The 20,923-nt window shown below is 66.4% G+C and carries 32 protein-coding genes; 31 read left to right on the top strand and 1 reads right to left on the bottom strand.

What is annotated here, in order from left to right; all coding sequences use genetic code 11:
- From FHR04_RS11200 to FHR04_RS11060, 29 genes are all read left to right on the top strand, one after another.
- On the top strand, positions 1–164 hold a 164-nt coding region (locus FHR04_RS11200; RefSeq protein ID WP_476699083.1), incomplete at its 5' end, for an EF-Tu C-terminal domain-related protein.
- A 5-nt stretch (positions 165–169) separates the two neighbouring features.
- The gene (gene rpsJ / locus FHR04_RS11195) at positions 170–493 is read left to right on the top strand and encodes a 30S ribosomal protein S10 (RefSeq protein ID WP_014685998.1); all 324 of its coding nucleotides are present in this window, start codon (positions 170–172) and stop codon (positions 491–493) included.
- Positions 490–1,125: a 50S ribosomal protein L3 gene (gene rplC, locus FHR04_RS11190; RefSeq protein ID WP_039682849.1), complete on the top strand. Its 636-nt coding sequence runs from the start codon at positions 490–492 to the stop codon at positions 1,123–1,125. Before rpsJ ends, rplC begins: the two co-directional genes overlap by 4 nt.
- A 2-nt stretch (positions 1,126–1,127) precedes the next feature.
- Positions 1,128–1,748, top strand: a complete 621-nt coding sequence (gene rplD, locus FHR04_RS11185; protein WP_039682851.1) for a 50S ribosomal protein L4 — start codon at positions 1,128–1,130, stop codon at positions 1,746–1,748.
- Positions 1,745–2,032, top strand: a complete 288-nt coding sequence (locus tag FHR04_RS11180; protein ID WP_039682852.1) for a 50S ribosomal protein L23 — start codon at positions 1,745–1,747, stop codon at positions 2,030–2,032. The genes rplD and FHR04_RS11180 overlap by 4 nt, the downstream gene beginning before the upstream one ends.
- A 13-nt stretch (positions 2,033–2,045) precedes the next feature.
- Positions 2,046–2,879: a 50S ribosomal protein L2 gene (gene rplB / locus FHR04_RS11175; RefSeq protein ID WP_039682854.1), complete on the top strand. Its 834-nt coding sequence runs from the start codon at positions 2,046–2,048 to the stop codon at positions 2,877–2,879.
- Between the two features lie 14 nt (positions 2,880–2,893).
- Positions 2,894–3,181 (top strand): 30S ribosomal protein S19, encoded by a 288-nt coding sequence (gene rpsS / locus FHR04_RS11170; protein WP_039682857.1) that lies wholly within the window; start codon positions 2,894–2,896, stop codon positions 3,179–3,181.
- Positions 3,178–3,609 carry a 50S ribosomal protein L22 gene (gene rplV, locus FHR04_RS11165; protein WP_081994925.1) on the top strand — a complete coding sequence of 144 codons (432 nt, stop codon included), beginning with the start codon at positions 3,178–3,180 and terminating at the stop codon, positions 3,607–3,609. Before rpsS ends, rplV begins: the two co-directional genes overlap by 4 nt.
- Before the next feature lies 1 nt (position 3,610).
- On the top strand, positions 3,611–4,360 hold the full coding sequence (gene rpsC / locus FHR04_RS11160; protein WP_039682859.1) for a 30S ribosomal protein S3: 750 nt from the start codon (positions 3,611–3,613) through the stop codon (positions 4,358–4,360).
- Positions 4,360–4,785: a 50S ribosomal protein L16 gene (gene rplP / locus FHR04_RS11155; RefSeq protein ID WP_039682861.1), complete on the top strand. Its 426-nt coding sequence runs from the start codon at positions 4,360–4,362 to the stop codon at positions 4,783–4,785. The genes rpsC and rplP overlap by 1 nt, the downstream gene beginning before the upstream one ends.
- Positions 4,772–4,978: a 50S ribosomal protein L29 gene (gene rpmC / locus FHR04_RS11150; protein WP_039682863.1), complete on the top strand. Its 207-nt coding sequence runs from the start codon at positions 4,772–4,774 to the stop codon at positions 4,976–4,978. Before rplP ends, rpmC begins: the two co-directional genes overlap by 14 nt.
- Positions 4,975–5,265 carry a 30S ribosomal protein S17 gene (rpsQ, locus tag FHR04_RS11145; RefSeq protein WP_039682865.1) on the top strand — a complete coding sequence of 97 codons (291 nt, stop codon included), beginning with the start codon at positions 4,975–4,977 and terminating at the stop codon, positions 5,263–5,265. The genes rpmC and rpsQ overlap by 4 nt, the downstream gene beginning before the upstream one ends.
- Positions 5,262–5,666 carry a 50S ribosomal protein L14 gene (gene rplN, locus FHR04_RS11140; RefSeq protein ID WP_029483701.1) on the top strand — a complete coding sequence of 135 codons (405 nt, stop codon included), beginning with the start codon at positions 5,262–5,264 and terminating at the stop codon, positions 5,664–5,666. The genes rpsQ and rplN overlap by 4 nt, the downstream gene beginning before the upstream one ends.
- Entirely contained in the window at positions 5,666–6,013 is a 348-nt protein-coding gene (rplX, locus tag FHR04_RS11135) for a 50S ribosomal protein L24 (protein ID WP_039682869.1), read from the top strand. Before rplN ends, rplX begins: the two co-directional genes overlap by 1 nt.
- A 61-nt stretch (positions 6,014–6,074) precedes the next feature.
- Entirely contained in the window at positions 6,075–6,614 is a 540-nt protein-coding gene (rplE, locus tag FHR04_RS11130; protein ID WP_039682871.1) for a 50S ribosomal protein L5, read from the top strand.
- Between the two features lie 19 nt (positions 6,615–6,633).
- Positions 6,634–6,819, top strand: a complete 186-nt coding sequence (locus FHR04_RS11125) for a type Z 30S ribosomal protein S14 (RefSeq protein ID WP_039682873.1) — start codon at positions 6,634–6,636, stop codon at positions 6,817–6,819.
- A gap of 479 nt (positions 6,820–7,298) precedes the next feature.
- The gene (gene rpsH, locus FHR04_RS11120) at positions 7,299–7,700 is read left to right on the top strand and encodes a 30S ribosomal protein S8 (RefSeq protein WP_039682875.1); all 402 of its coding nucleotides are present in this window, start codon (positions 7,299–7,301) and stop codon (positions 7,698–7,700) included.
- Between the two features lie 112 nt (positions 7,701–7,812).
- Positions 7,813–8,370 (top strand): 50S ribosomal protein L6, encoded by a 558-nt coding sequence (gene rplF / locus FHR04_RS11115; protein WP_039682877.1) that lies wholly within the window; start codon positions 7,813–7,815, stop codon positions 8,368–8,370.
- Positions 8,370–8,708 carry a 50S ribosomal protein L18 gene (gene rplR, locus FHR04_RS11110; RefSeq protein WP_039682880.1) on the top strand — a complete coding sequence of 113 codons (339 nt, stop codon included), beginning with the start codon at positions 8,370–8,372 and terminating at the stop codon, positions 8,706–8,708. Before rplF ends, rplR begins: the two co-directional genes overlap by 1 nt.
- The gene (rpsE, locus tag FHR04_RS11105) at positions 8,698–9,291 is read left to right on the top strand and encodes a 30S ribosomal protein S5 (RefSeq protein ID WP_039686720.1); all 594 of its coding nucleotides are present in this window, start codon (positions 8,698–8,700) and stop codon (positions 9,289–9,291) included. Before rplR ends, rpsE begins: the two co-directional genes overlap by 11 nt.
- A gap of 11 nt (positions 9,292–9,302) precedes the next feature.
- Positions 9,303–9,470, top strand: coding sequence for a 50S ribosomal protein L30 (gene rpmD / locus FHR04_RS11100; RefSeq protein WP_039686723.1), 168 nt, complete (start codon positions 9,303–9,305; stop codon positions 9,468–9,470).
- Positions 9,467–9,967: a 50S ribosomal protein L15 gene (gene rplO / locus FHR04_RS11095; RefSeq protein ID WP_039682882.1), complete on the top strand. Its 501-nt coding sequence runs from the start codon at positions 9,467–9,469 to the stop codon at positions 9,965–9,967. Before rpmD ends, rplO begins: the two co-directional genes overlap by 4 nt.
- Before the next feature lies 1 nt (position 9,968).
- A complete protein-coding gene (gene secY, locus FHR04_RS11090) occupies positions 9,969–11,315 on the top strand; it encodes a preprotein translocase subunit SecY (protein WP_039682884.1) in 1,347 nt (448 codons plus the stop codon).
- 150 nt (positions 11,316–11,465) lie between these two features.
- On the top strand, positions 11,466–12,059 hold the full coding sequence (locus FHR04_RS11085) for an adenylate kinase (protein WP_139403318.1): 594 nt from the start codon (positions 11,466–11,468) through the stop codon (positions 12,057–12,059).
- Positions 12,060–12,186: 127 nt separating this feature from the next.
- On the top strand, positions 12,187–13,485 hold the full coding sequence (locus FHR04_RS11080; protein WP_221265310.1) for an SWIM zinc finger family protein: 1,299 nt from the start codon (positions 12,187–12,189) through the stop codon (positions 13,483–13,485).
- Positions 13,482–15,044: a DUF5691 domain-containing protein gene (locus FHR04_RS11075; protein WP_139403315.1), complete on the top strand. Its 1,563-nt coding sequence runs from the start codon at positions 13,482–13,484 to the stop codon at positions 15,042–15,044. The genes FHR04_RS11080 and FHR04_RS11075 overlap by 4 nt, the downstream gene beginning before the upstream one ends.
- A complete protein-coding gene (locus FHR04_RS11070; RefSeq protein ID WP_139403312.1) occupies positions 15,041–15,487 on the top strand; it encodes a hypothetical protein in 447 nt (148 codons plus the stop codon). The genes FHR04_RS11075 and FHR04_RS11070 overlap by 4 nt, the downstream gene beginning before the upstream one ends.
- 28 nt (positions 15,488–15,515) lie before the next feature.
- Positions 15,516–16,604: an ATP-binding protein gene (locus FHR04_RS11065; RefSeq protein ID WP_139403309.1), complete on the top strand. Its 1,089-nt coding sequence runs from the start codon at positions 15,516–15,518 to the stop codon at positions 16,602–16,604.
- Positions 16,523–17,194, top strand: coding sequence for a hypothetical protein (locus FHR04_RS11060; protein WP_139403305.1), 672 nt, complete (start codon positions 16,523–16,525; stop codon positions 17,192–17,194). The genes FHR04_RS11065 and FHR04_RS11060 overlap by 82 nt, the downstream gene beginning before the upstream one ends.
- On the opposite strand, the gene FHR04_RS11055 is transcribed toward FHR04_RS11060, so the two are convergent.
- Positions 17,165–17,389, bottom strand: a complete 225-nt coding sequence (locus tag FHR04_RS11055; RefSeq protein ID WP_139403302.1) for a hypothetical protein — start codon at positions 17,387–17,389, stop codon at positions 17,165–17,167. The genes FHR04_RS11060 and FHR04_RS11055 overlap by 30 nt on opposite strands.
- Here FHR04_RS11055 and FHR04_RS11050 point away from each other — a divergent pair.
- A complete protein-coding gene (locus FHR04_RS11050) occupies positions 17,381–19,588 on the top strand; it encodes a DUF5682 family protein (protein ID WP_139403299.1) in 2,208 nt (735 codons plus the stop codon). The genes FHR04_RS11055 and FHR04_RS11050 overlap by 9 nt on opposite strands.
- A 70-nt stretch (positions 19,589–19,658) precedes the next feature.
- Positions 19,659–20,864 (top strand): VWA domain-containing protein, encoded by a 1,206-nt coding sequence (locus FHR04_RS11045; protein WP_139403297.1) that lies wholly within the window; start codon positions 19,659–19,661, stop codon positions 20,862–20,864.
- The last annotated feature ends 59 nt before the right edge of the window (positions 20,865–20,923 follow it).

Here is a 20,923-nt window from a genome sequence, read left to right as displayed (position 1 = left end):
TGGTGGAACTGCCCGAAGGCGTGGAAATGGTGATGCCCGGCGACAACATCACCTTCACCGTCGAGCTGATCAAGCCCATCGCCATGGAAGAAGGCCTGCGCTTCGCCATCCGTGAAGGCGGCCGCACTGTCGGCGCCGGCGTTGTCACCAAGGTTCTGGAGTAATAGCAATGGTTGCCCCGAAGATTCGCATCAAACTGCGTGGTTTCGACCACAAGGCGCTGGACCAGTCCGCGAGCAAGATCGTGGACACCGTCCGGCGCACCGGGGCGGACGTGAGCGGCCCAGTGCCGCTCCCCACCCGCATCCGCCGCTTCTGCGTGCTGCGCTCGCCCTTCGTCAACAAGGACAGCCGCGAGCACTTTGAAATCCGCACCCACAACCGTCTGGTGGACATCATGAACCCCACCAAGAAGACCATCGACTCCTTGATGACCCTGGACCTGCCCACCGGCGTGGACATTGAAATCAAGACGGTGGGAGGCCGCGCGTGAAGGGCCTGCTGGGAACCAAAATCGGCATGACCCAGATCTGGAAGGGCGACCGCGCCGTTCCGGTGACGGTGGTGCTGGCTGGCCCCTGCCCCGTCGTGCAGCGCAAGACCGCGCAGACCGACGGCTACGAGGCTGTTCAGATTGGCTTTGCCCCCAAGGCGGAGCGCAAGGTCAACCGCCCGGCGATGGGTCACTTCAAGAAGGCCGGGGTGTCCCCCGTGCGCTTCCTGCGTGAATTCCGTGACTTCGCTCCCGAAGGCGACACCGTAAACGTGGATATTTTCGCCGAGGGTGAGAAGATCGACGCGACTGGCACCAGCAAGGGCAAGGGCTTCCAGGGCGTTATCAAGCGCTGGCACTTTGCCGGCGGCCCGGCCAGCCACGGTACCAAGAAGTGGCACCGTCGCCCCGGCTCCATCGGTCAGCGCAAGACGCCTGGCCGCGTGTACAAGGGCAAGAAAATGGCCGGTCACATGGGCATGGACCGCGTCACCGTCCAGAACCTGGAAGTGGTGGAAGTGCGCGCCGGCGAGAACCTGATTCTGGTCAAGGGCGCGATCCCCGGCGCCAACGGCGGCCTCGTGGTCCTGCGCGGCGCGGTCAAGACGCGCACGCCGAAGGGAGGCAAGTAAACATGGCGCAGATTAACGTCATCGGACAGAACGGTGGTCGTCAGATCAGCCTGGACCTGCCCGAAGCCAACGCAAACGTGCTGCACGAAGTGGTGACCTGGCAGCTGGCCAGCCGCCGCCGCGGCACCGCGAGCACCAAAACCCGCGCGCAGGTCAGTGCCACCGGTAAGAAGATGTACAGCCAGAAGGGCACCGGCAACGCCCGTCACGGCGACCGCACTGTTCCGACCTTCGTGGGCGGCGGCGTGGCCTTTGGTCCCAAGCCCCGCAACTACGGCTACACCCTGCCCCGCAAGGTGCGTCAGCTTGGCTTGGCGATGGCCCTCTCGGACCGTGAGCAGGAAGGCATGCTCACCGCCGTGGACGGCTTCGGTCTGGACGGCAAGACCAAGAGCTTCATCTCCTGGGCCAAGGACAACGGCATGAACGGCACCGAGAGCGTGCTACTCGTGACCGACGACGCTGTGGTTCGTCAGGCTGCGCGCAACGTGCCGTGGGTCACCGTGATGGCCGTCGCCGGTTTGAACGCCTACGACATCCTGCGCCATGACCGCCTGGTGATCGACGCCGTGGCGCTGGAACCCGCGCAGGACGAGCAGACTGAAGAAGAGGGTGCCGCATGAGCTACTACGACATCATCCACCAGCCGGTGATCAGCGAGAAGGCGTACGCAGGCATGGAGCGCGGCGTGTACTCGTTCTGGGTCAGCCCCAAGGCCACCAAGACCGAGATCAAGAGCGCCATCCAGCGTGCCTTCGACGTGTCCGTGGTGGGCATCAGCACCATGAACGTGCGCGGCAAGCAGAAGCGCGTGGGCCGTTTCATGGGCACCCGCAACGACCGCAAGAAGGCCGTGGTCCGTCTCGCCGAGGGTCAGCGCATCGAGCAACTCGAAGGCCAGGCCTAAGGAGAGATTGAATATGGCCGTTAAAAAGTACCGTCCGTATACCCCGTCGCGCCGTCAGATGACGACCGCCGACTTCAGCGGGCTGACCAAGAAGCGCCCCGAAAAGGCGCTGACCGAGGGCATCGGCAAGTCCGGTGGCCGCAACAACCGGGGCCGCATCACCAGCCGCTTTATCGGCGGCGGGCACAAGCGTCTGTACCGCATCATCGACTTCAAGCGCCGCGACAAGTCCGGTGTGGTGGCCAAGGTCGCCGCGATTGAGTACGATCCCAACCGCAGCGCCCGCATCGCCCTGCTGCACTACGCCGACGGCGAGAAGCGTTACATCCTGGCCCCCGAGGGCCTGAAGGTGGGCGCCACCGTCAACGCCGGCCCCGAAGCCGAGCCCAAGCTGGGTCACGCCCTGCCGCTGCGCTTCGTGCCGGTGGGCGCCGTGGTGCACAGCGTGGAACTCGTTCCTGGCAAAGGCGCGCAGATGGCCCGCAGCGCCGGCACCAGCATTCAGGTGCAGGGCAAGGAAAGCGACTACGTGATCCTGCGCCTGCCCAGCGGCGAACTGCGCCGCGTGCACAGCGAGTGCTACGCCACCATCGGTACGGTGGGCAACGCCGAGCACAAGAACATCAACCTGGGGAAAGCTGGACGCAGCCGCTGGCTGGGCCGCAAGCCGCACCAGCGAGGCAGCGCCATGAACCCGGTGGATCACCCACACGGCGGTGGTGAAGGCCGCACCGGCGCAGGCCGCGTGCCTGTCTCGCCGTGGGGTCAGCCCAGCAAGGGCCTGAAGACCCGCCGCAAGCGCAAGGTCTCTGACCGCTTCATCATCACCCGCCGCGGCGGGAAGTAAGGAGGGCGAACCCTATGCCCCGTAGCCTCAAGAAAGGCCCGTTCGTCGACGGCCACCTGCTGCAAAAGGTGGACGCCCAGAACGAGAAGAAAGACAAGCGCGTGATCAAGACGTGGTCGCGCCGCTCCACCGTGGTTCCCGAGATGATCGGCCACACCATCGCCGTGCACAACGGCAAGCAGCACATCCCGGTGTTCGTGAACGAGCAGATGATTGGTCACAAGCTCGGCGAGTTCTCGCCCACGCGCAGCTACCGCGGCCACGGCAGCGAGAAGAGCAGCAAGGGGAGCAAGAAGAAATGACCGCTGCCACCTCCAACGCTGCCCCCGAGCAGACCTACCGCAACAAGAAAGAGCGCAAGCAGCTCGTCAAGCTGCGCCGTCCCGGCTACGCCGTGGCCAAGTACGTCCGCATCAGCCCCCGCAAGGTGCGTCTGGTCGTCGACCTGGTCCGTGGCAAGAGCGTGCGTGACGCCGAAGACCTGCTGCGCTTCATCCCCCGTGCAGCGAGCGAGCCCGTCGCCAAGGTGCTGAATAGCGCCAAGCACAACGCGCTGCACAACGACGAGATGCTCGAAGACCGTCTGGTGATCACGGCGGCCTACGTGGACGCCGGCCCCACCCTGAAGCGCCTGATCCCCCGCGCGCGCGGCAGTGCCAACATCATCAAGAAGCGCACCAGCCACATCACCATCATCGTGGGCGAGCGCGACAGCAAGGGGCGCAACTAATATGGGCAATAAAATCAACCCGAACGGCTTCCGCCTGGGCATCACCCGGGGCTGGAACAGCCGCTGGTACGCCGGCAAGAAGCAGTACGCCGGCCTTCTGAAGGAAGACGAGAAGATCCGCAACCTGATCGACAAGAAGCTGTCCGCCGCAGGCATCGCCCGCGTCGAGATCGAGCGCGCAGGTCAGCAGGTGAACGTGATCATTTCCGCCGCCAAACCCGGCATCGTGATCGGCAAGGGCGGGGACAGCATCAAGGGCCTGCGCGGCGACATCGAGCGTCTGGTGTCTGCCGGCACGGTGGCCGTCAACGTCGCCGAGATTCCCAACCCCAACATCAGCGCGCCGCTGGTGGCCCTGCGCATCGCCGAGCAGATCGAGCGCCGCTTCGCCTTCCGCCGCGCCATGAAGCAGGCCGCGCAGCGCGTGATGGAGTCCGGCGCCCGTGGCGTCAAAATCGTGCTGTCCGGCCGTCTGGGCGGGGCCGAGCAGGCCCGCACCGAGAAGGTCCTGGAAGGCCGCGTGCCGCTGCACACCCTGCGCGCCGACATCGACTACGGCACGGCGCTGGCCCGCACCACCTACGGCATCCTGGGCATCAAGGTGCTGGTGTTCAACGGCGAAGTGATCGGTGGCAAGACCGAGACCCTGGCCCGCCCCACCCGCCGCGATGACCGTCCCCGCCGTGAAGACGGTGACCGTCCCAACCGCCGCCGTCCGGCCGCTGGCCGCCGTCGCCCCGGAGGTGAATGATGCTTCTTCCCAAGCGCACCAAGTACCGCAAGCAGCACCGCGGCCGGATGACCGGCGACGCCAAGGGCGGCGACTACGTGGCCTTCGGCGACTACGGCCTGATTGCCATGGAACCCGCGTGGATCCGCAGCAACCAGATCGAGGCGTGCCGCATCGTGATGAGCCGCCACTTCCGCCGCGGCGGTAAGATCTACATCCGCATTTTCCCCGACAAGCCCGTCACCAAGAAGCCTGCCGAAACCCGAATGGGGAAAGGGAAGGGCGCGGTGGAATTCTGGGTCAGCGTCGTGAAGCCGGGCCGCGTGATGTTCGAGGTCTCCGGCGTGACCGAGGCCCAGGCCAAGGAAGCCTTCCGTCTGGCCGGTCACAAGCTGCCCATCCAGACCAAGATGGTCAAGCGCGAGGTTTACGATGAAGCCCAGTGAGATGCGCGAGCTGGGGGCCGACAAGTTCGCCTCCGAGATCGAGTCCCGCAAGAAAGAACTGATGGAGCTGCGTTTTCAGGCGGCCATGGGCAACCTGGCCCAGCCGCACCGCGTGACGCAGCTGCGCCGCGAAGTGGCCCAGCTCAATACCATCCGGCATGAGCAGGCCCGCAAGCAGGGAGAGCAGGCATGAAGAAGACCTTTACCGGCACCGTCGTCAGCGACAAGGCCGACAAGACCGTCAGCGTCAAGGTCGAGCGCCGCTTCGCCCACCCGCTGTACGGCAAGGTCGTGACGCGCAGCAGCAAGTACGCCGCGCATGACGAGGCCAACGAATACAAACTGGGGGACCGCGTGGAGATCATCGCGGTGCGTCCCATCTCCAAGACCAAGACCTGGAAGGTTACGCGACTGATCGAGCGCCCGCGCGGCACCGAGACCACCGCCGTGGAAACTGAGCTGGCCGGGAGCGAGGCATGATTCAGACCCAATCCCGTCTGGACGTGGCCGACAACAGCGGCGCCCGTGAAATCATGTGCATCCGCGTGCTGAACTCCGGCATCGGCGGCAAGGGCCTGACCTCGGGCGGCGGCGGCAACAAGAAGTTCGCGCACGTCGGTGACATCATCGTCGCCAGCGTCAAGGACTCTGCCCCGCGCGGCGCCGTCAAGTCCGGCGACGTGGTCAAGGCCGTGATCGTCCGCACCGCGCACGCCGTCAAGCGTGCCGACGGCAGCACCATCCGCTTCGACAAGAACGCCGCCGTCATCATCAACAACCAGGGCGAGCCTCGCGGCACCCGCGTCTTCGGGCCGGTGGCCCGCGAGCTGCGTGACCGCCGCTTCATGAAGATCGTGTCCCTGGCCCCGGAGGTGCTGTAATGCCCCGTCCTAGCGCCGGAAGCCACCACAACGACAAGCTGCACGTCAAGAAGGGTGACAACGTCATCGTTCTGAGCGGTAAGCACAAGGGCCAGACTGGCAAGGTGCTGCTGGCGCTGCCGCGTGACCAGAAGGTCGTCGTGGAAGGCGTCAACATGGTCACCAAGAACGTCAAGCCCAGCGCCGGCAACCCCAACGGCGGCCAGGAGCAGCGCGAGCTGGCCCTGCATGCCAGCAAGGTGTCCATCGTGGATCCCGAAACCGGCAAGGCCACCCGCGTTCGCCGGGCCATCGTGGACGGCAAGAAAGTCCGCGTGGCTGTCGCGAGCGGCAAGAACATCGACTGATTTCCAGGGTCACGCCCCCCGCGCGTGACCTGGGCGACCCGTCCGCCCGAAAGGTAGAGACATGCAACAGCTCAAGCAGAAGTACAACGAAACGGTCAAGCCTGCCATGATGCAGCAGTTTGGCTACTCGTCCGTGATGGCCGTGCCGCGTATCGAGAAGATCGTGGTCAACGAGGGCCTGGGCAGCAGCAAGGAAGACAGCAAGGCCATCGACAAGGCCGCCAAGGAACTGGGCTTGATCACGCTGCAAAAGCCCATCGTCACCAAGGCCAAGAAGAGCATCTCCAACTTTAAGCTGCGCCAGGGTATGCCGGTGGGCATCAAGGTCACGCTGCGCGGCGAGCGCATGTACGTGTTCCTGGAAAAGCTGATCAACATCGGCTTGCCCCGCATCCGCGATTTCCGTGGGATCAACCCCAACGCCTTCGATGGCCGCGGGAACTACAACCTCGGCATCAAAGAGCAGCTGATTTTCCCCGAAATCACCTATGATATGGTCGACAAGGTGCGCGGGATGGACATCACCATCGTGACCTCCGCGAAGACCGACGAAGAAGCCCGCGCCCTGCTCCAGGGACTGGGCCTGCCCTTCCGCAAGTAAGGCGGGGGCAAAGGACGTTATGGCGAATACCTCCAAAGTTGTCAAGGCGGCGCGCGGCCACAAGTTTGCCGTGCAGAACTACAGCCGCTGCTCGCGCTGTGGCCGCGCCCGTGGCTACTACCGTTTCTTCGGCATGTGCCGCATCTGCATCCGCGAGATGGCGCACAAGGGCGAACTGCCCGGCGTGCGGAAAGCGAGCTGGTAAGCAGCATTCAAGCAAAGTTTGGCAAACGGCCTCCCATCCCGGGGGGCTTTTTGTGTTGTGCGGGACCGAATCGCTGCTCACTATAAAAGGGATGCCTGCTTGGCCACGCAGCGCTGCAGTCTCCCCATCTCACCAGACAGCGAACGGTTCAGGTGAAGGCGGGCGCTCGTCGGTGGGGCACTTGCATCTGCAAGGCGGATGCGGGCGGCACTCGACGTGTGCACATTGCCAACCCCCACCTCTCTCTGTTACACTCCTTCCTTGCCGCACCTGCTTGCGGCGTTCGTGCTGTACCCCCTGGATACGAACCGCTCAGCTTTGAATGGTGATCGTCCAGTGGTGGCTTCCCACCCAACAGAAGGATCGGCGACAACTTTGCGCGCCAAACGTTCCAACGGGGAGAATCGCAGTCCGTATCGGTTGATATGGGCCGCACCTGCCGGGGCAGTGGCTACGGGCCGCGCCTCTGGAGGAGACACATGCTGAGTGATCCTATCGCTGACATGCTCACGCGCATCCGCAACGCGACGCGCACATTCAAGGAGACTGTGGACATCCCGGCCTCCAAGTTCAAGGAAGAACTGGCCAAGCTGCTGGTCAAGGAAGGCTACGTGGCCTCCTATGAGCGCCTGGTCCCAGAAGGCCAGAAGTTCGACGTGCTGCGCGTGACCCTCAAGTACGGTCAGAAGCGCGAGCAGGTCATCAAGCACATCGAGCGCATCTCGCGCCCCGGCCGCCGCGCCTACGTGAGCGCCGACAACCTGCCCCGTGTTCAGCGCGGCCTGGGTGTGGCCGTGGTGTCCACCTCCCGTGGGCTGCTGCCGGACCGTGAAGCCCGCAAGCAGGGCGTGGGCGGCGAAGTCGTCTGCGTGCTCTGGTAACGCAGGCTCTGTTTCTGAGCTGACGCAAGAACGGGTAAGGGCAGTGTCCCGAACCACATGCACCTGACCTCAGCCCTCATATGGGGTCTGACTTAAGGCAAGGAGGACCTGGATGTCCCGAATTGGTAAATCTCCCATCCCCATGCCCAGCGGCGTGACCTACAGCGCCGACGCCGGCGTGTTCAAGGTCAAAGGCCCCAAGGGTGAACTGACCGTTCCCTTCAACAAGGAACTGAGCATCAAGCAGGACGGCGATCAACTGCTGGTCGAGCGTCCCAGCGATGCCCAGCGTCACCGCGCGCTGCACGGCCTGACCCGCAGTCTGGTCTTCAACGCCGTCAAGGGCGTCAGCGACGGCTTCACGATTAACCTGGAGCTGCGCGGCGTCGGTTACCGCGCCAAGCTGAACGGCCGGGCGCTGGAGCTGACCATCGGTTACAGCCACCCCGTGGTGATCCAGCCGCCCGAGGGCGTGACCTTCACCGTGCCAGAACCCACCAAGATCGACGTGAGCGGCATCGACAAGCAGCTCGTCGGCCAGGTGGCCGCCAACGTCCGCAAGGTCCGCAAGCCCGACGCCTACCACGGCAAGGGTGTGCGCTTCCTTGGCGAGAAGATTGCCCTGAAGGCCGGGAAAGCCGGTGCCACGGGCGGGAAAGGGAAGAAATAATGGCCGCTCAGAATACTGTCCGCCGCAAGCTGCGCGCCCGCCGCAAGGTTCGTACCGCCGCCGGGGAGCGCCCGCGCCTGAGCGTGTTCCGCTCCAGCAAGCACATCTACGCCCAGATCATCGACGACGCCAGTGGCACCACGCTGGCCGCCGCCAGCAGCGCCAAGCTCAAGAGCGGCACCAAGTCCGATACTGCTGCCGCCGTGGGCAAGGCCTTGGCCGAAGCTGCCGCCGAGAAGGGCGTCAAGCAGGTGGTCTTTGACCGTGGGCAGTACCGTTACCACGGACGCGTGAAGGCGCTCGCAGACGCGGCGCGGGAGGGTGGCCTTGACTTTTAATCGTAGAAATGACCGCAACGCGGACCGCGAGAGCAGCGAATTTGAAGAAAAGATGCTCTTCGTCAACCGCACCTCCAAGACCTACCAGGGTGGACGCCGCTTCCGCTTTGCCGCGCTGGTGATCCTGGGTGACCGCAACGGTCGCGTCGGGATGGGCATCGGCAAGGCCAAGGAAGTGCCGGTCGCCATCGAGAAGGCCAAGAGCATCGCGCGCAAGAACATGATCATGGTGCCCGTGGAAAACGGCACCATTCCGCACGACATCGTGGGCGTCAACAGCACGTCACAGGTGCTGCTCAAGCCCGCCGGCCCCGGTACGGGCGTGATCGCGGGCACCGTGCCCCGCAGCATCGCCGAACTCGCGGGCATCACCAACCTGCTGTCCAAGGAACTGGGCAGCCGCAACAAGATCAACGTGGCGTACGCCGTGTTCGACGGTCTGAAGAACCTGCGGACCGCCAAGCAGGTGCGGGCGCTGCGCGGTACCGACGTTCTGCGCACGGCCCAGCCTGTCCAGACCGCTGCCGCCCAGTCGGCCACCACCCAGGGTGGACCGGCCATTGCCGGAGGTGCCCAGGAATGACCAGCAAACCCATTAAAATCACCCTCAGGCGCAGCGTGATCGGCCGTCCCCAGAACCAGGTGGACACCGTCAAGGCGCTGGGCCTCAGGCGCATCGGCGACAGCCGTGAGGTCAGCGACACGCCCGCCCTGCGCGGCATGGTGCGGACCGTTCAGCATCTGCTGGAGGTGGAAGCATGAAACTCCACGATCTGAAGCCCGCCGAGGGCAGCCGCAAGGACCGCAAGCGCGTGGGCCGTGGCCCCGGCGGCACCGACAAGACCGCCGGTCGCGGTCACAAGGGCCAGAAGTCGCGCAGCGGCGCGGGCAAAGGCCCCTTCTTCGAGGGTGGCCGCAGCACGCTGATCAGCCGCCTGCCCAAGCGCGGTTTTAACAACGTCGGCACCACTTACGAAATCGTCAAGCTCTCGCAGCTCGGCGAGATCGAGGGCACCGACACCTTTGACCGCGACGTGCTGGAACTCGTCGGTCTGGTGCGCCGCAAGAACCGTCCGGTCAAGCTGCTCGCCAGCGGTGAGCTGACGCGCGCCGTGACGGTGCACGTGGACGCCGCCAGCGAAGCGGCCATCAAGGCCGTGGAAGCGGCGGGCGGCAGCGTCGTGCTGCCTGCGCCGAAGCCTGCGGCCCCCACCAAGGAAGACCGCGCCGCCGCCCGCGCTGCCAAGCAGGCCGGCTAACATGCTGCGCGCCTTCCGCGACGCGTTCCGGATTCCGGACCTTCAGCGGAAGATTGTCTTCACCCTGCTGCTGCTGGCGGTGTACCGCCTGGGGAGCGCCATTCCCACCCCAGGCGTCAACACCGCCGCGCTGAGCAACGCCACCTCGGGTGGCTTGTTTGGTTTAATCAGCATGATCTCGGGAGGCAATCTCTCGCAGTTCTCGATCTTCGCGCTGGGAGTGCTGCCGTACATCACGGCCAGCATCGTGATCCAGCTGATGACCACCACCATCCCGGCCCTGGAAAAGCTGTCCAAGGAAGGGGAGGAGGGGCGCAAGAAGATCAACCAGTTCACCCGCTATTCGGCGGTGGGCCTGGGCGCGGTGCAGGCGCTGTTCTTCTCGCTGTTCGTGACCAGCAACCCGGCCTACGTCGCCGTGGGTTGGACGCCGGGCCTCTTCACGGTGCTGGTGATGGTCCTGACCCAGGTGGCGGGCATCGCCTTTACCATGTGGATCGGCGAGCGCATCACCGAGGTCGGCGTGGGCAACGGCATCTCGCTGATCATCACGGTGGGCATCATCTCGGCCTACCCGCGTGAAATTGCGGCCACCGCGCAACTGTTCCGCACCGATCAGGTGCAGCTGCTCTCACTCCTGGCGTTTATCGCCATCATCTTGGTGACGATTGCCGGCATCGTGTACGTGTATCAGGGTGAGCGGCGGGTGCCGGTCACCTATGCCCGTGCGCGCGGCGGCGCCCCGACGGCGGCGGCCGGTTCGGCGTCTGCCGCCAAGTCGCAGGGTGCGGGTCAGGCCACCTGGCTGCCCATCAAGGTCAACCAGGCCGGCGTGATCCCGGTGATCTTCGCCAGCGCCATGCTGATCATCCCCAACCTGATCGCCAGCGCGACGGCCACCCGCGCGCCGGAAGTCAATGCCTGGATCAGCTCGAATCTGGTGTTCGGGCAGCCGCTGTACATCCTGCTGGAAGCGGCGCTGATCTTCGGCTTCACGTACCTGTACAACAGCGTGCAGTTCGATCCCAAGCGCATTGCCGAGCAGCTGCGCGAGGCCGGGGGCTTCATTCCGGGTGTCCGGCCCGGCACGCCCACCACCGAGTACCTGGGCAGCATCAGCAGCCGCCTGAGCCTGTGGGGTGCGATCTTCCTGGTGGTGCTGACCATTATTCCGCAGATCGTTCAGCGCATCACGGGCATCACCACCTTCCAGTTCTCCGGCACGGGCCTGCTGATCATCGTGGGCGTGGCGCTGGAAACCTTGAAGCAGCTGGAAGCCCAGCTGACCGTGCGCCGCTACGACGGCTTCATCAGCAAGGGCCGCATTCGCGGACGCCTGAACAATTGAAGCTTGCTGCGCCGCGCGAGACCGCCTGCCTGTTCGGGGGCGGTTCTTCGTTTTGTCCTGCTGACCCCACGCGGGCGTGGGCGGACTGGGCAGGCCAGACCCACAGAGAGGAACTGCCGCTAGACTGACATTTCACTTACGGAGGAACGCATGACCCAACCGAAAAACAAAGTCGTTATCTTTCTGGGGCCGCCTGGTGCCGGCAAAGGCACACAGGCCGAGCGGCTGGCCGCCGAGCAGGGCCTGGTCAAGATCAGCACCGGCGACATCCTGCGCGATCACGTGCAGCGCGGCACCGAACTGGGCCAGCAGATCAAGCCGATTCTGGATGCGGGCCAGCTGGTGCCCGACGAGATCCTGATGGCGCTGATCCGCGACCGTCTGGCCGAGATGGAAGGCGTGCGCGTGATCTTCGACGGGTTTCCGCGCACCCGCGCACAGGCCGAGGCGCTGGACGTGCTGCTCGAGGAGATGGGCGCGCCGGTCAACCACGTCCCGCTGCTGGAAGTGCCCGGCGAACTGCTGATCGAGCGCATCGTCGAGCGTGGGCGGCAGGCGGCGGCCCGCGGCGAGGCCGTCCGCAGCGACGACACCGAGGAAGTGGCCCGCAGGCGCCAGGACGTGTTCCGCGAGCAGACCCAGCCGCTGATCGACTACTACGGCGCACGCGGCCACCTGAAGCGGGTGGACGGCGTGGGCAGCATGGACGAGGTCTACGCGCGGATTCAGGACGGAATGAAGTAGGACGGGCAGGGCACAGGAGAGGCCGGGGCGCACATGCCTGCGGCCTCTTTTGCGCTTTGCGCTAGGCTTGCGGCAATAACGTGCACCTGTTACTATTACGTCAATAGCAGAATAAGGAGCTTATGATTTGTCGCAGACGTTGAATACCGAAAGCATCCTGGCCCTGGCCCCCGACGCAGGCAGCGCGGCGAATGCCCGCAAACTCGCCACGCCGGGAAAGTGGCCCAGTCTGAACGCGCTGGAGGGGGTGCTGTGGGGGGAGTGTCAGGGCAGCGGCAAGACGCCGTACCTGACCGCCGTTGACCTGAGCGGCCCGGTGGCGAAGTGCTCCTGCCCCAGCCGCAAGTTTCCCTGCAAGCACGGGCTGGCCCTGCTGTTGCTGCACGCCTCGCACCCGTCCGACTTTGGCGCACAATCCATCCCGGAAAGCATTCAGGCGTGGCTGGCCGGACGACAGAACCGGGAGGCGCAGAAGGCCGAAGGCGGACAGCCGAAAGCCGAGAAAGAGACTGATCCTGCCGCTCAGGCCAAACGCCGCGCCGCCCGCGAGAAGAAGGTCACGGCGGGGCTGGAAGGGCTGCACCTGTTCCTCAAAGACCTGATCCGGGATGGTCTGGCGGCAGCGTCCTCGCGGCCCTACGGCGACTGGGACACGCAGGCGGCGCGGTTGATGGACGCGCAGGCGCCGGGGGCGGCCCGGCGGGTGGCGCGCATTCCCGAACTGCTGGGTGATCCCGCCGCGCTGCTGGCCCACCTAGGCGAACTGGCCCTGCTGACCGAGGGCTGGGGCCACCGCGAGACCCTGGGCGAGGACGAGCGGTCCGACTTGCGCGCGGCCCTGGGCTTCCCGCTGAACGTGACCGGTCTGCTGGAAACCGGCGGCGTTCGGGCGCGCTGGAACGTGCTGGGTCACCTCACGGTGCCGGAGGACGCCTTGACGGTGCGCCGGACGTGGTTGCAGCACCGCCACCAGACGGCCCTGCTGCTGGACTTCGCGCCGGGGGGCCGTCCGTTGCCGCCGGGCCTGCCCGTGGGCCGCAGCGTGAATGCCGAGGTGGTGTTTGCGCCCTCCGCAGTGCCGCAGCGGGCCGTGCTGAAGGACGAGGCGGGCGAGGCCGGGCCGCTGGCCCCGCTGCCCACACCTCTGGATCTGGACGCCATGCTTTCCGCCCACGCCGACGCTCTGGCCCGCAACCCCTGGCTGGAGCGTCAGGCATACCTGCTGGGGCCGGTGCGGGTGGTGCCTGGCGAGCCGTGGCGCGTGGCCGACGGGGGCGGCAGCCTGCCCCTCACCGGAGATGAGCGCCCGCTGCTGCACCTGCTGGCGGGGAGTGGCGGTGCGGCGGTGAACCTGTTCGGCGAGTGGGACGGTCTGGCCTTCCTGCCGCTGAACTTCTGGCCCGCCTTGCCCGGAGACCCGTCATGAATGATCTGAACGTGCTGCTGGCCGCAGCGATGGTGGGGACGGCGCGGGCCACGCTCCCCGCCCCGGCCGGAACCCCGCTGGCCGCCGCCCTGAACAGCGTCACGCGGGACGACGCGGAGGCCACCCTGCTGGCCCGCGCCGCGCTGGCCGGGCTGGCGACGCGCGCCGGTCGCCGCCCCGAACCCGCGCCGCCCCTGCCCGCGCCGGCCCCCGCCGAAACCCGGCCCGAAGCCCCATCCCGCGTGACCCGGCACCTGCCGCATCTGCTGGACTCGCCCGTGCTGCCCGAATGGCTGACGCTGTGCGCGTCGGCGGGCTGGCGGGTGCCGCCGGCTTTCCTGCCCGCCCTGCTGGACTGGGGCAGCCGCGCGGACGAGGAGGCCCGCGCTCCCTTGCGGCAGGTGCTGGGCGAACGCGGGCGCTGGCTGGCCGGATTCTCATCCGACTGGCGCTGGCTGCACGCTCCCGGACAGACGGAAGCGGGCCGGATGGACGAGGCGACGTGGGGCGACGCCACCGAGGCAGGCCGCGAGGCCCTGTTCCGCACCCTGCGGGCCGACGCGCCGGATGCCTCTCGTGCCTTCCTGCTGACCCAATTGAAGGCGGAGCGGGTGGGCGTCCGCAGGCGCCTGCTGGCTGTGCTGGACGAGACCTGGACGGTGGCGGACGGTGCGCTGGAGCCGTTGCTGGAAGACACCCTGACTGACCGCAGCGAGGACGTGCAGGGTCAGGCCCGCCGCCTGCTGCAGCGCCTGCCGGGCAGCGCGTACAACGCCCGCATGGCCGCCCGCCTGAAGGCCATGCGGGGCGAGGAGAAGGTGGGCTGGCTGGGCCGCTTGACCGGACAGCGCAACTTCACCCTGACCCTGCCTGAAGTGCCCGAGGCGGAGTTGAAGCGCGACGGCCTGGAGCCGGTGAAGCGCCCGGCCACGCGGCTGCGTCAGCTGATGAACGTGACGCATCCGGGGGTGCTGCTGTCCACGCTGGAGCTGACCCCTGCCGAGCTGGTGGGGCTGGCAGTGCACTTCGAGGCCGAGCGGGAATTGTCGGGGGCCGTTCATGCGGCGCTCTCCTCGGGTGCCCAGGATGACGGCTGCGCCGGGGTGGCCGACGCCCTGGTGCCCCATCTACGCGGGCGTGGTTCCTCGCACCGGCCCCATCTGGCCCAGATGCTGGGGGTGGTGTCGCCCGCCTGCCGGGTGGCCGAACTCCAAACCGCGCTCAGGGGCCACCAGTCGTCGTCGGTGCTGGCCCTGTTGCAAGGGCTGCCGCCGCCCTGGCCCGCCCACCTCAGCGGCGAGGTGCTGCGGGAACTGGTGCGGGCCATCCGCAAGGCCGAGTCGCCCTACGCTGCCTACGAAAAGCATTCGGACTGGGATCATGCGTGGATGGGGGTGCTAACGCTGGCCCAGACCCACGCCGCGCCGGACGCGCCCCGCCCCGCGCCCCTGCCTGCCGACGCCCCCGAGTATGCCCGGCAGACCCTGAATACGCTGTACGCTGACCTGGAGCTGCGCGCCCAGCTGCACGCGGACTTTGCCGCCCAGGAACGGCGATGAGCGTTGGGCAATCCATAGACTGGGCCTCGCCCGACGGACAGCTGCTCGTCGCCAGCGTCTACCGACAGATGCAGCGCCGCCTGCTGCGCGGCCCGCTGATCGCCCTGGCCCTGCTGAGCGTGGTGGGGGCGATCTGGGCGGTGTCCTTCCACAACGTCTTCTTTCTGCTGGCCGCCGCCGTGCTGGGCCTGCTGGTGTGGTGGAACGCCCGCCGCAGTCTGGCCCAGGTTCTGCGGACGGCCCGCAACAGCGGCGTGACCGAATTCCGGCTGGATCAGGAAGAGGGCGCCCTGCACATCATCAACGCCCAGGGCCGCTTTCGCCTGCCGCTGAGCCAGCTGGGCGGGGTCACCCGCTACCACGGCGCGCTGAGCGTGCGTTACGGCGGGGGCGCCACCATGATGATTCCCGACGGCCCAGTTCGCACGGCGCTGGAACGCTGAATTTTCCCCCTATTCCCAAGGAGACGTTATGACCGCCACCCCCGAAGTCCTGCGCCAGCACGCCGAGCAAGCCTACGCCCACGAACTCACGGCCCTGGCCGCCCAGGATGACCGGCCCCGGCCCCCGCAGTGGAACCTCAGCCCGCACGCCGTGCTGACCTACCTGATGGGCGGCACGCTAAGGGACGGCACCGAAATCACGGCCAAGTACGTGGGAGACCGCCGCCTGATGGAAATCGCCGTCGCCACCCTGGCCACAGACCGCGCCCTGCTGCTGATCGGCGTGCCGGGCACCGCCAAGAGCTGGGTCAGCGAACACCTGGCCGCCGCCATCTCGGGCGACAGCACGCTGCTGGTGCAGGGCACGGCGGGCACGGGCGAGGAGGCCATCCGCTACGGCTGGAACTACGCCCGCCTGATCGCCGAAGGCCCCAGCGAGGCGGCCCTGGTGGAAAGCCCGATCATGCGCGCCATGCGAACCGGCAGGCTGGCCCGCCTGGAAGAGCTGACCCGCGTGCAGAGCGACGTGCAGGATACCCTGATCACCGTGCTGTCCGAGAAGACGCTGCCGGTGCCGGAGCTGAACACGGAAGTTCAGGCGGCGCGCGGCTTCAACCTGATCGCCACCGCCAACAACCGCGATCGGGGCGTTAATGACCTGTCCAGTGCGCTGAAGCGCCGTTTCAACACGGTGGTGCTGCCCGTCCCCGACAGCCTGGAAGACGAGGTGAGGATCGTCGTGCAGCGGGTGGGGCAACTGGCGAGCAGCCTCCAGATTCCCGCCGCGCCCCCGGCGCTGGAGGAAGTGCGGCGCATCGTGACCATCTTCCGCGAGTTGCGGAGTGGGGTCACCAAGGACGGCAAGACCAAACTGAAGGCCCCCAGCGGCACGCTCTCCACCGCCGAGGCCATCAGCGTGGTCAACCACGGCTTATCGTTGGCGGCGCATTTCGGTAACGGCGAACTGAGCGCCGCCGATGTGGCCGCCAGTCTGGTGGGCGCGGTCGTGAAAGACCCGGTGCAGGACGGCGTGGTGTGGCGCGAATACCTGGAAACCGTGGCGAAGAAACGGGAAGACTGGCGGGAGTTGTACAAGGCGTGCAGGGCGGTGAGTTGAGCGCAGTGGGACACAACGCCAACATTTTCTATGTTGAGGATGGAAAAGTCTTTGGCGGGGGCCACAAGGGCATGACATTGAACTTCCCTGCTCTTATTGCTAAGGGAGAAGAAGAAACAATTTCTTGGCTCAAGTCTCAAGCTCTGGGTACGGATTTCAAATCGACTATCTGGGATGAAATCTGGACAGAGGCGGCTATCGTCGCCAATCTGGATGATAAAGAATTGATATTTGGTTTCTGGGAATGGGTTCCGGATTGGAGCGGTGGTGAAGAATCTCCGTATCTGGGAGATGTTCTTGGTAAGATGTTTACAGAATTTCTTCACTACCCAGATATGTGGAAGGTTTTCCTGGAGATCATTCAACCGCTCTGGCCAGAATGGACTATTGAACTGGCTTTGCCCGCAGAGTTTGCTGTGCGGAAAGTAATCATCACAAGGATTCAAGACTTGAAGCTGCCGCTGATTCGGGACGCGAGATTTCCTCCAAAAAGCCAGCTCACAGAGCGACAGAAAAAATTAGGTTTTCAAATGGCTTTTGCGATTGCTCTTGGGGAAGACTCAGCCGCGTATAAGCGGCTCAAATTCTGAGTTCAGTTCGTCCAAGTAAGCTCTCTCGGCGGTACGTCGCGCTGCCTCTTTTCTAAGCTCTTTGGTTTCTGGGTCTTCGCCACCCACCGCGTCACAAATTTCATTCAGCTTGTCTGTAATTGCCTGATCTCGTTCCGTTTTGATTCGTGTCTTTGCCTCCTCACCTAAGTGGGTAATCCCATAATCATGACTCATACTTCTCCTTACCACATTTTCCCCATCCGTCACCACGGCCCTGGCTCGGCGCGTTCGCTGGCGGCGGCGCTGGAAGCCCTGCAACCCGATCTGCTGCTGGTGGAAGGCCCGGCGGATGCCGATGGCGTGCTGCTCTTTCTGGCGCAGAAGGACTTCAAGCCGCCCGTGGCGCTGCTGGGCTACGTCAACGACGATCCGGCCCGCGCGTCGTTCTGGCCGTTTGCCGCCTTTAGCCCGGAGTTCGTGGCCTTTCAGTGGGCAGCGCGTGCCGGGGTGGCCGCCCGCTTCATGGACTTGCCCGCCAGCGCCACACTGGCTTTCGAGCGCGAGGACGAACCCGAAGCTGACCTCCACTCTGACCCCATGCGCGTGCTGGCCGAGGCGGCGGGTTACAGCGACTTCGAGCGCTGGTGGGAAACGCTGGTGGAGGCGCGGGGCGATGGCGGCGACGTCTTCGCGGCGGTGCTGGAAGTGATGGCGGCGGTGCGGGCCGATGCTCCGGCCCCGGCGGGCCGCGAGGCCATGCGCGAGGCCCACATGCGCCAGACCATCCGCGCCGCGCAGAAGGCGGGTTTTACGAAGATTGCCGTCGTCTGCGGAGCGTGGCACGCGCCCGTGCTGGACGATCTGGCGAGATTTCCGGTGGGGGTGGACGCGGCGCTGCTCAGGGGTCTGCCGAAAGCGAAAGTCACCCTGACCTGGGTGCCGTGGACGCACGGGCGGCTGTCGCTGCACAGCGGCTACGGCGCGGGCGTGCGCTCGCCGGGGTACTACCACCACCTGTTCACCACCCCCGAACACGTCACCGAGCGCTGGTTTGCGCGGGCGGCGCGGCTGCTGCGCGGCGAGAAGCTGGAGGCCAGCAGCGCCAGCGTGATCGAGGCCACCCGGCTGGCGAACACCCTGGCCGGACTGCGGGGCCGCGCCCTGCCCGGCCTGGACGAGCTGAACGAGGCCGCCCTGAGCGTCTTTGGCTGGGACAGCGACTTGCCCCTGCGCCTGATTGAGCGCCAGCTGATCGTGGGCGAGGCGCTGGGCGAGGTGCCCTCTGACACCCCCACCGTGCCCCTGGCGCAGGATCTGGCCCGCCAGCAGAAGAAGCTGCGGCTGAAGGTGCAGCCCGAACAGCACGAACTCACCCTGGACTTGCGCCAGGACAACGATCTGGCCCGCAGCGCGCTGTTCCACCGCCTGAACCTGCTGGGCATTCCCTGGGCGCAGGAACGGCACGCGGGCGGGCGCGGCACCTTCAAGGAAGCCTGGGCGCTGGCGTGGCAGCCCGAATTCAGCGTCCGGCTGGTGCAGGCCAGCCGATACGGGCAGACGGTGGCGGACGCGGCGGGGGCACAGGCCATCGAAACCGCGCGAACAAGTGCTTCCCTATCCGAACTAACCACGCTGCTGGAAGTCGTGCGTTACGCCGATCTGCCGGATGCCCTGCCCGCCGCCCTGGACGCCCTGGACGCCCGCGCGGCGGTGGGGGCGGACGTGGCTGACCTGCTCTCGGCGCTGGCCCCGCTGGCCCGACTGGCCCGGTACGGCGATGTGCGTGGGCGCGGTGACGGGGCCGCCTCAGCCGGTGACGCTCCCGCCCGCGTGTTCCGCACCCTGCTGACCCGCGCGTGCGTGGGTTTGCCGACGGCGGCCATCGGTTTAGCCGAGGACGCGGCTGGAAGCCTTCAACGCGCCGTCGATGCCGGTGACGCCAGCGTTCGCCTGCTGGACGAGGCCGGGGCGCTGGCCGAGTGGCGGGCCGCCCTGTTGCGTCTGGCAGACCGCCCCGAGGCCCATCCGCTGCTCGTCGGGGACGCCGTGCGCCGCCTGCGCGACGGCGGCGAACTGGAAACCTCCGAAGCTGAACGCCGTGTCTCGCTGGCGCTGGGGGCCGAACGCCCCGGCGACGTGACCGCGTGGCTAGACGGTTTCCTGGGACACAGCGCCGCGCTGCTGCTGCACGATTCCGCGTTGCTGGCCCTGCTGGACGGCTGGCTGACGGGTCTGGACAGGGCGGCCTTTCAGGAAGTCCTGCCCCTGCTGCGCCGCGTCTTTGCCCGTTACGAGAAGCCCGAACGCCGCGCGATTGGTGAAGCCGTGCGCGGCGGTGGGCCGAACAGGGGAGAGGTCACGCTGGAACTGGACGAGGAACGGGCCATGCGGGTGGTGCCGGTGGTGCTGCGCCTGCTGGGCGTGCGCGAATGATGGGACGGGGGCGAGCAGAAATGTCAGGTGAACGCACGGGTAAAGCGGCAGTGCAGAGGAGTCAACCAAAATGAGCGAAGCAACCACATCTCCCCACAGCGCCCCCGAACGACTGCGCCGCTGGCGACTGGTGCTGGGCAGCGGCGAGGCCGATGGCGTCAGCGCGGGCGAGGGCGGCCAGGACATCGGCCTCTCGATTGAAGACAGGCGCATGGACGACGCCCTGAGCGGGTTGTACGACGCCCCTACTGGCTCCCGGCGCGGCGGCCTGGGCGCCAGCGCGCCGAAAGTGGCCCGCTGGCTGGCCGACCTGCGCGAATTTTTCCCGTCCGACGTGGTGCGCGTGATGCAGGAGGACGCCATCGAACGCCTGAACCTCACGCAACTCCTCTTTGAGCCGGAGATGCTGGACAACGTGGAGGCCGACGTGCATCTGGTGGGCACGCTGCTGACCCTGAAGGGCGTGATGCCCGCCAGGGCCAAGGACGCCGCCCGCGCCGTGGTTCGCCGGGTGGTGGATGACCTGACCCGGCGGCTGGAAGAACCCACCCGCGCCGCCGTGGCGGGCAGCCTCAACCGCGCCCAGCGCAACTTCCGCCCACGTGGCCCGGAGATCGACTGGAACGCCACCATCCGCGCCAACCTCAAATCATATCTGCCTGAAAAGCGCACCATCATTCCCGAACGGCTGATCGGCTACGGGCGCAAACGCCGCAGCCTGCGTGACATCGTGCTGTGCCTGGATCAGTCGGGCAGCATGGCCAGCAGCGTGGTCTACGCGGGTGTCTTCGGGGCGGTGCTCGCCAGCCTGCCCGCCGTCAGCACCCGCGTGGTGGTCTTCGACACCGAAGTGGCCGATCTCTCCGAGAACCTCAGTGATCCGGTGGACGTGTTGTACGGCATTCAACTGGGCGGCGGCACCGACATCAACCGGGCGCTGGCGTACTGCCAGGGCATCGTGCAGCGCCCCGAACAGACCATTCTGGTGCTGATCAGCGACCTCTACGAGGGCGGCAACGAGCGCGAGATGCTGGCCCGCGCCCGCACCCTCAAGGACAGTGGCGTCAACCTGATCGCGCTGCTGGCCCTCTCGGACGACGGCGCCCCCAGCTACGATCACGGCGTCGCGCGGGCGTTTGCGGCGATGGGCATTCCCGCTTTTGCCTGCACGCCCGATCACTTCCCCGGCCTGATGGCGGCGGCCATGCGCGGCGACGACGTGGCGGCGTGGGCTGGAACGCAGGGCATCGTGACGCGGGGCAGCGCAGCGGGGTAATTGAGTCCCACCTGTCGTCTGAAAGCCTGTTGTCCTGAATTGCGGAACACTATACTTCT

This window comes from Deinococcus radiopugnans ATCC 19172 (assembly GCF_006335125.1).
GTDB lineage: Bacteria > Deinococcota > Deinococci > Deinococcales > Deinococcaceae > Deinococcus > Deinococcus radiopugnans.
Note: the sequence above shows the minus strand (reverse complement) of the source record. Positions and strands in the feature narration are given on the sequence as shown.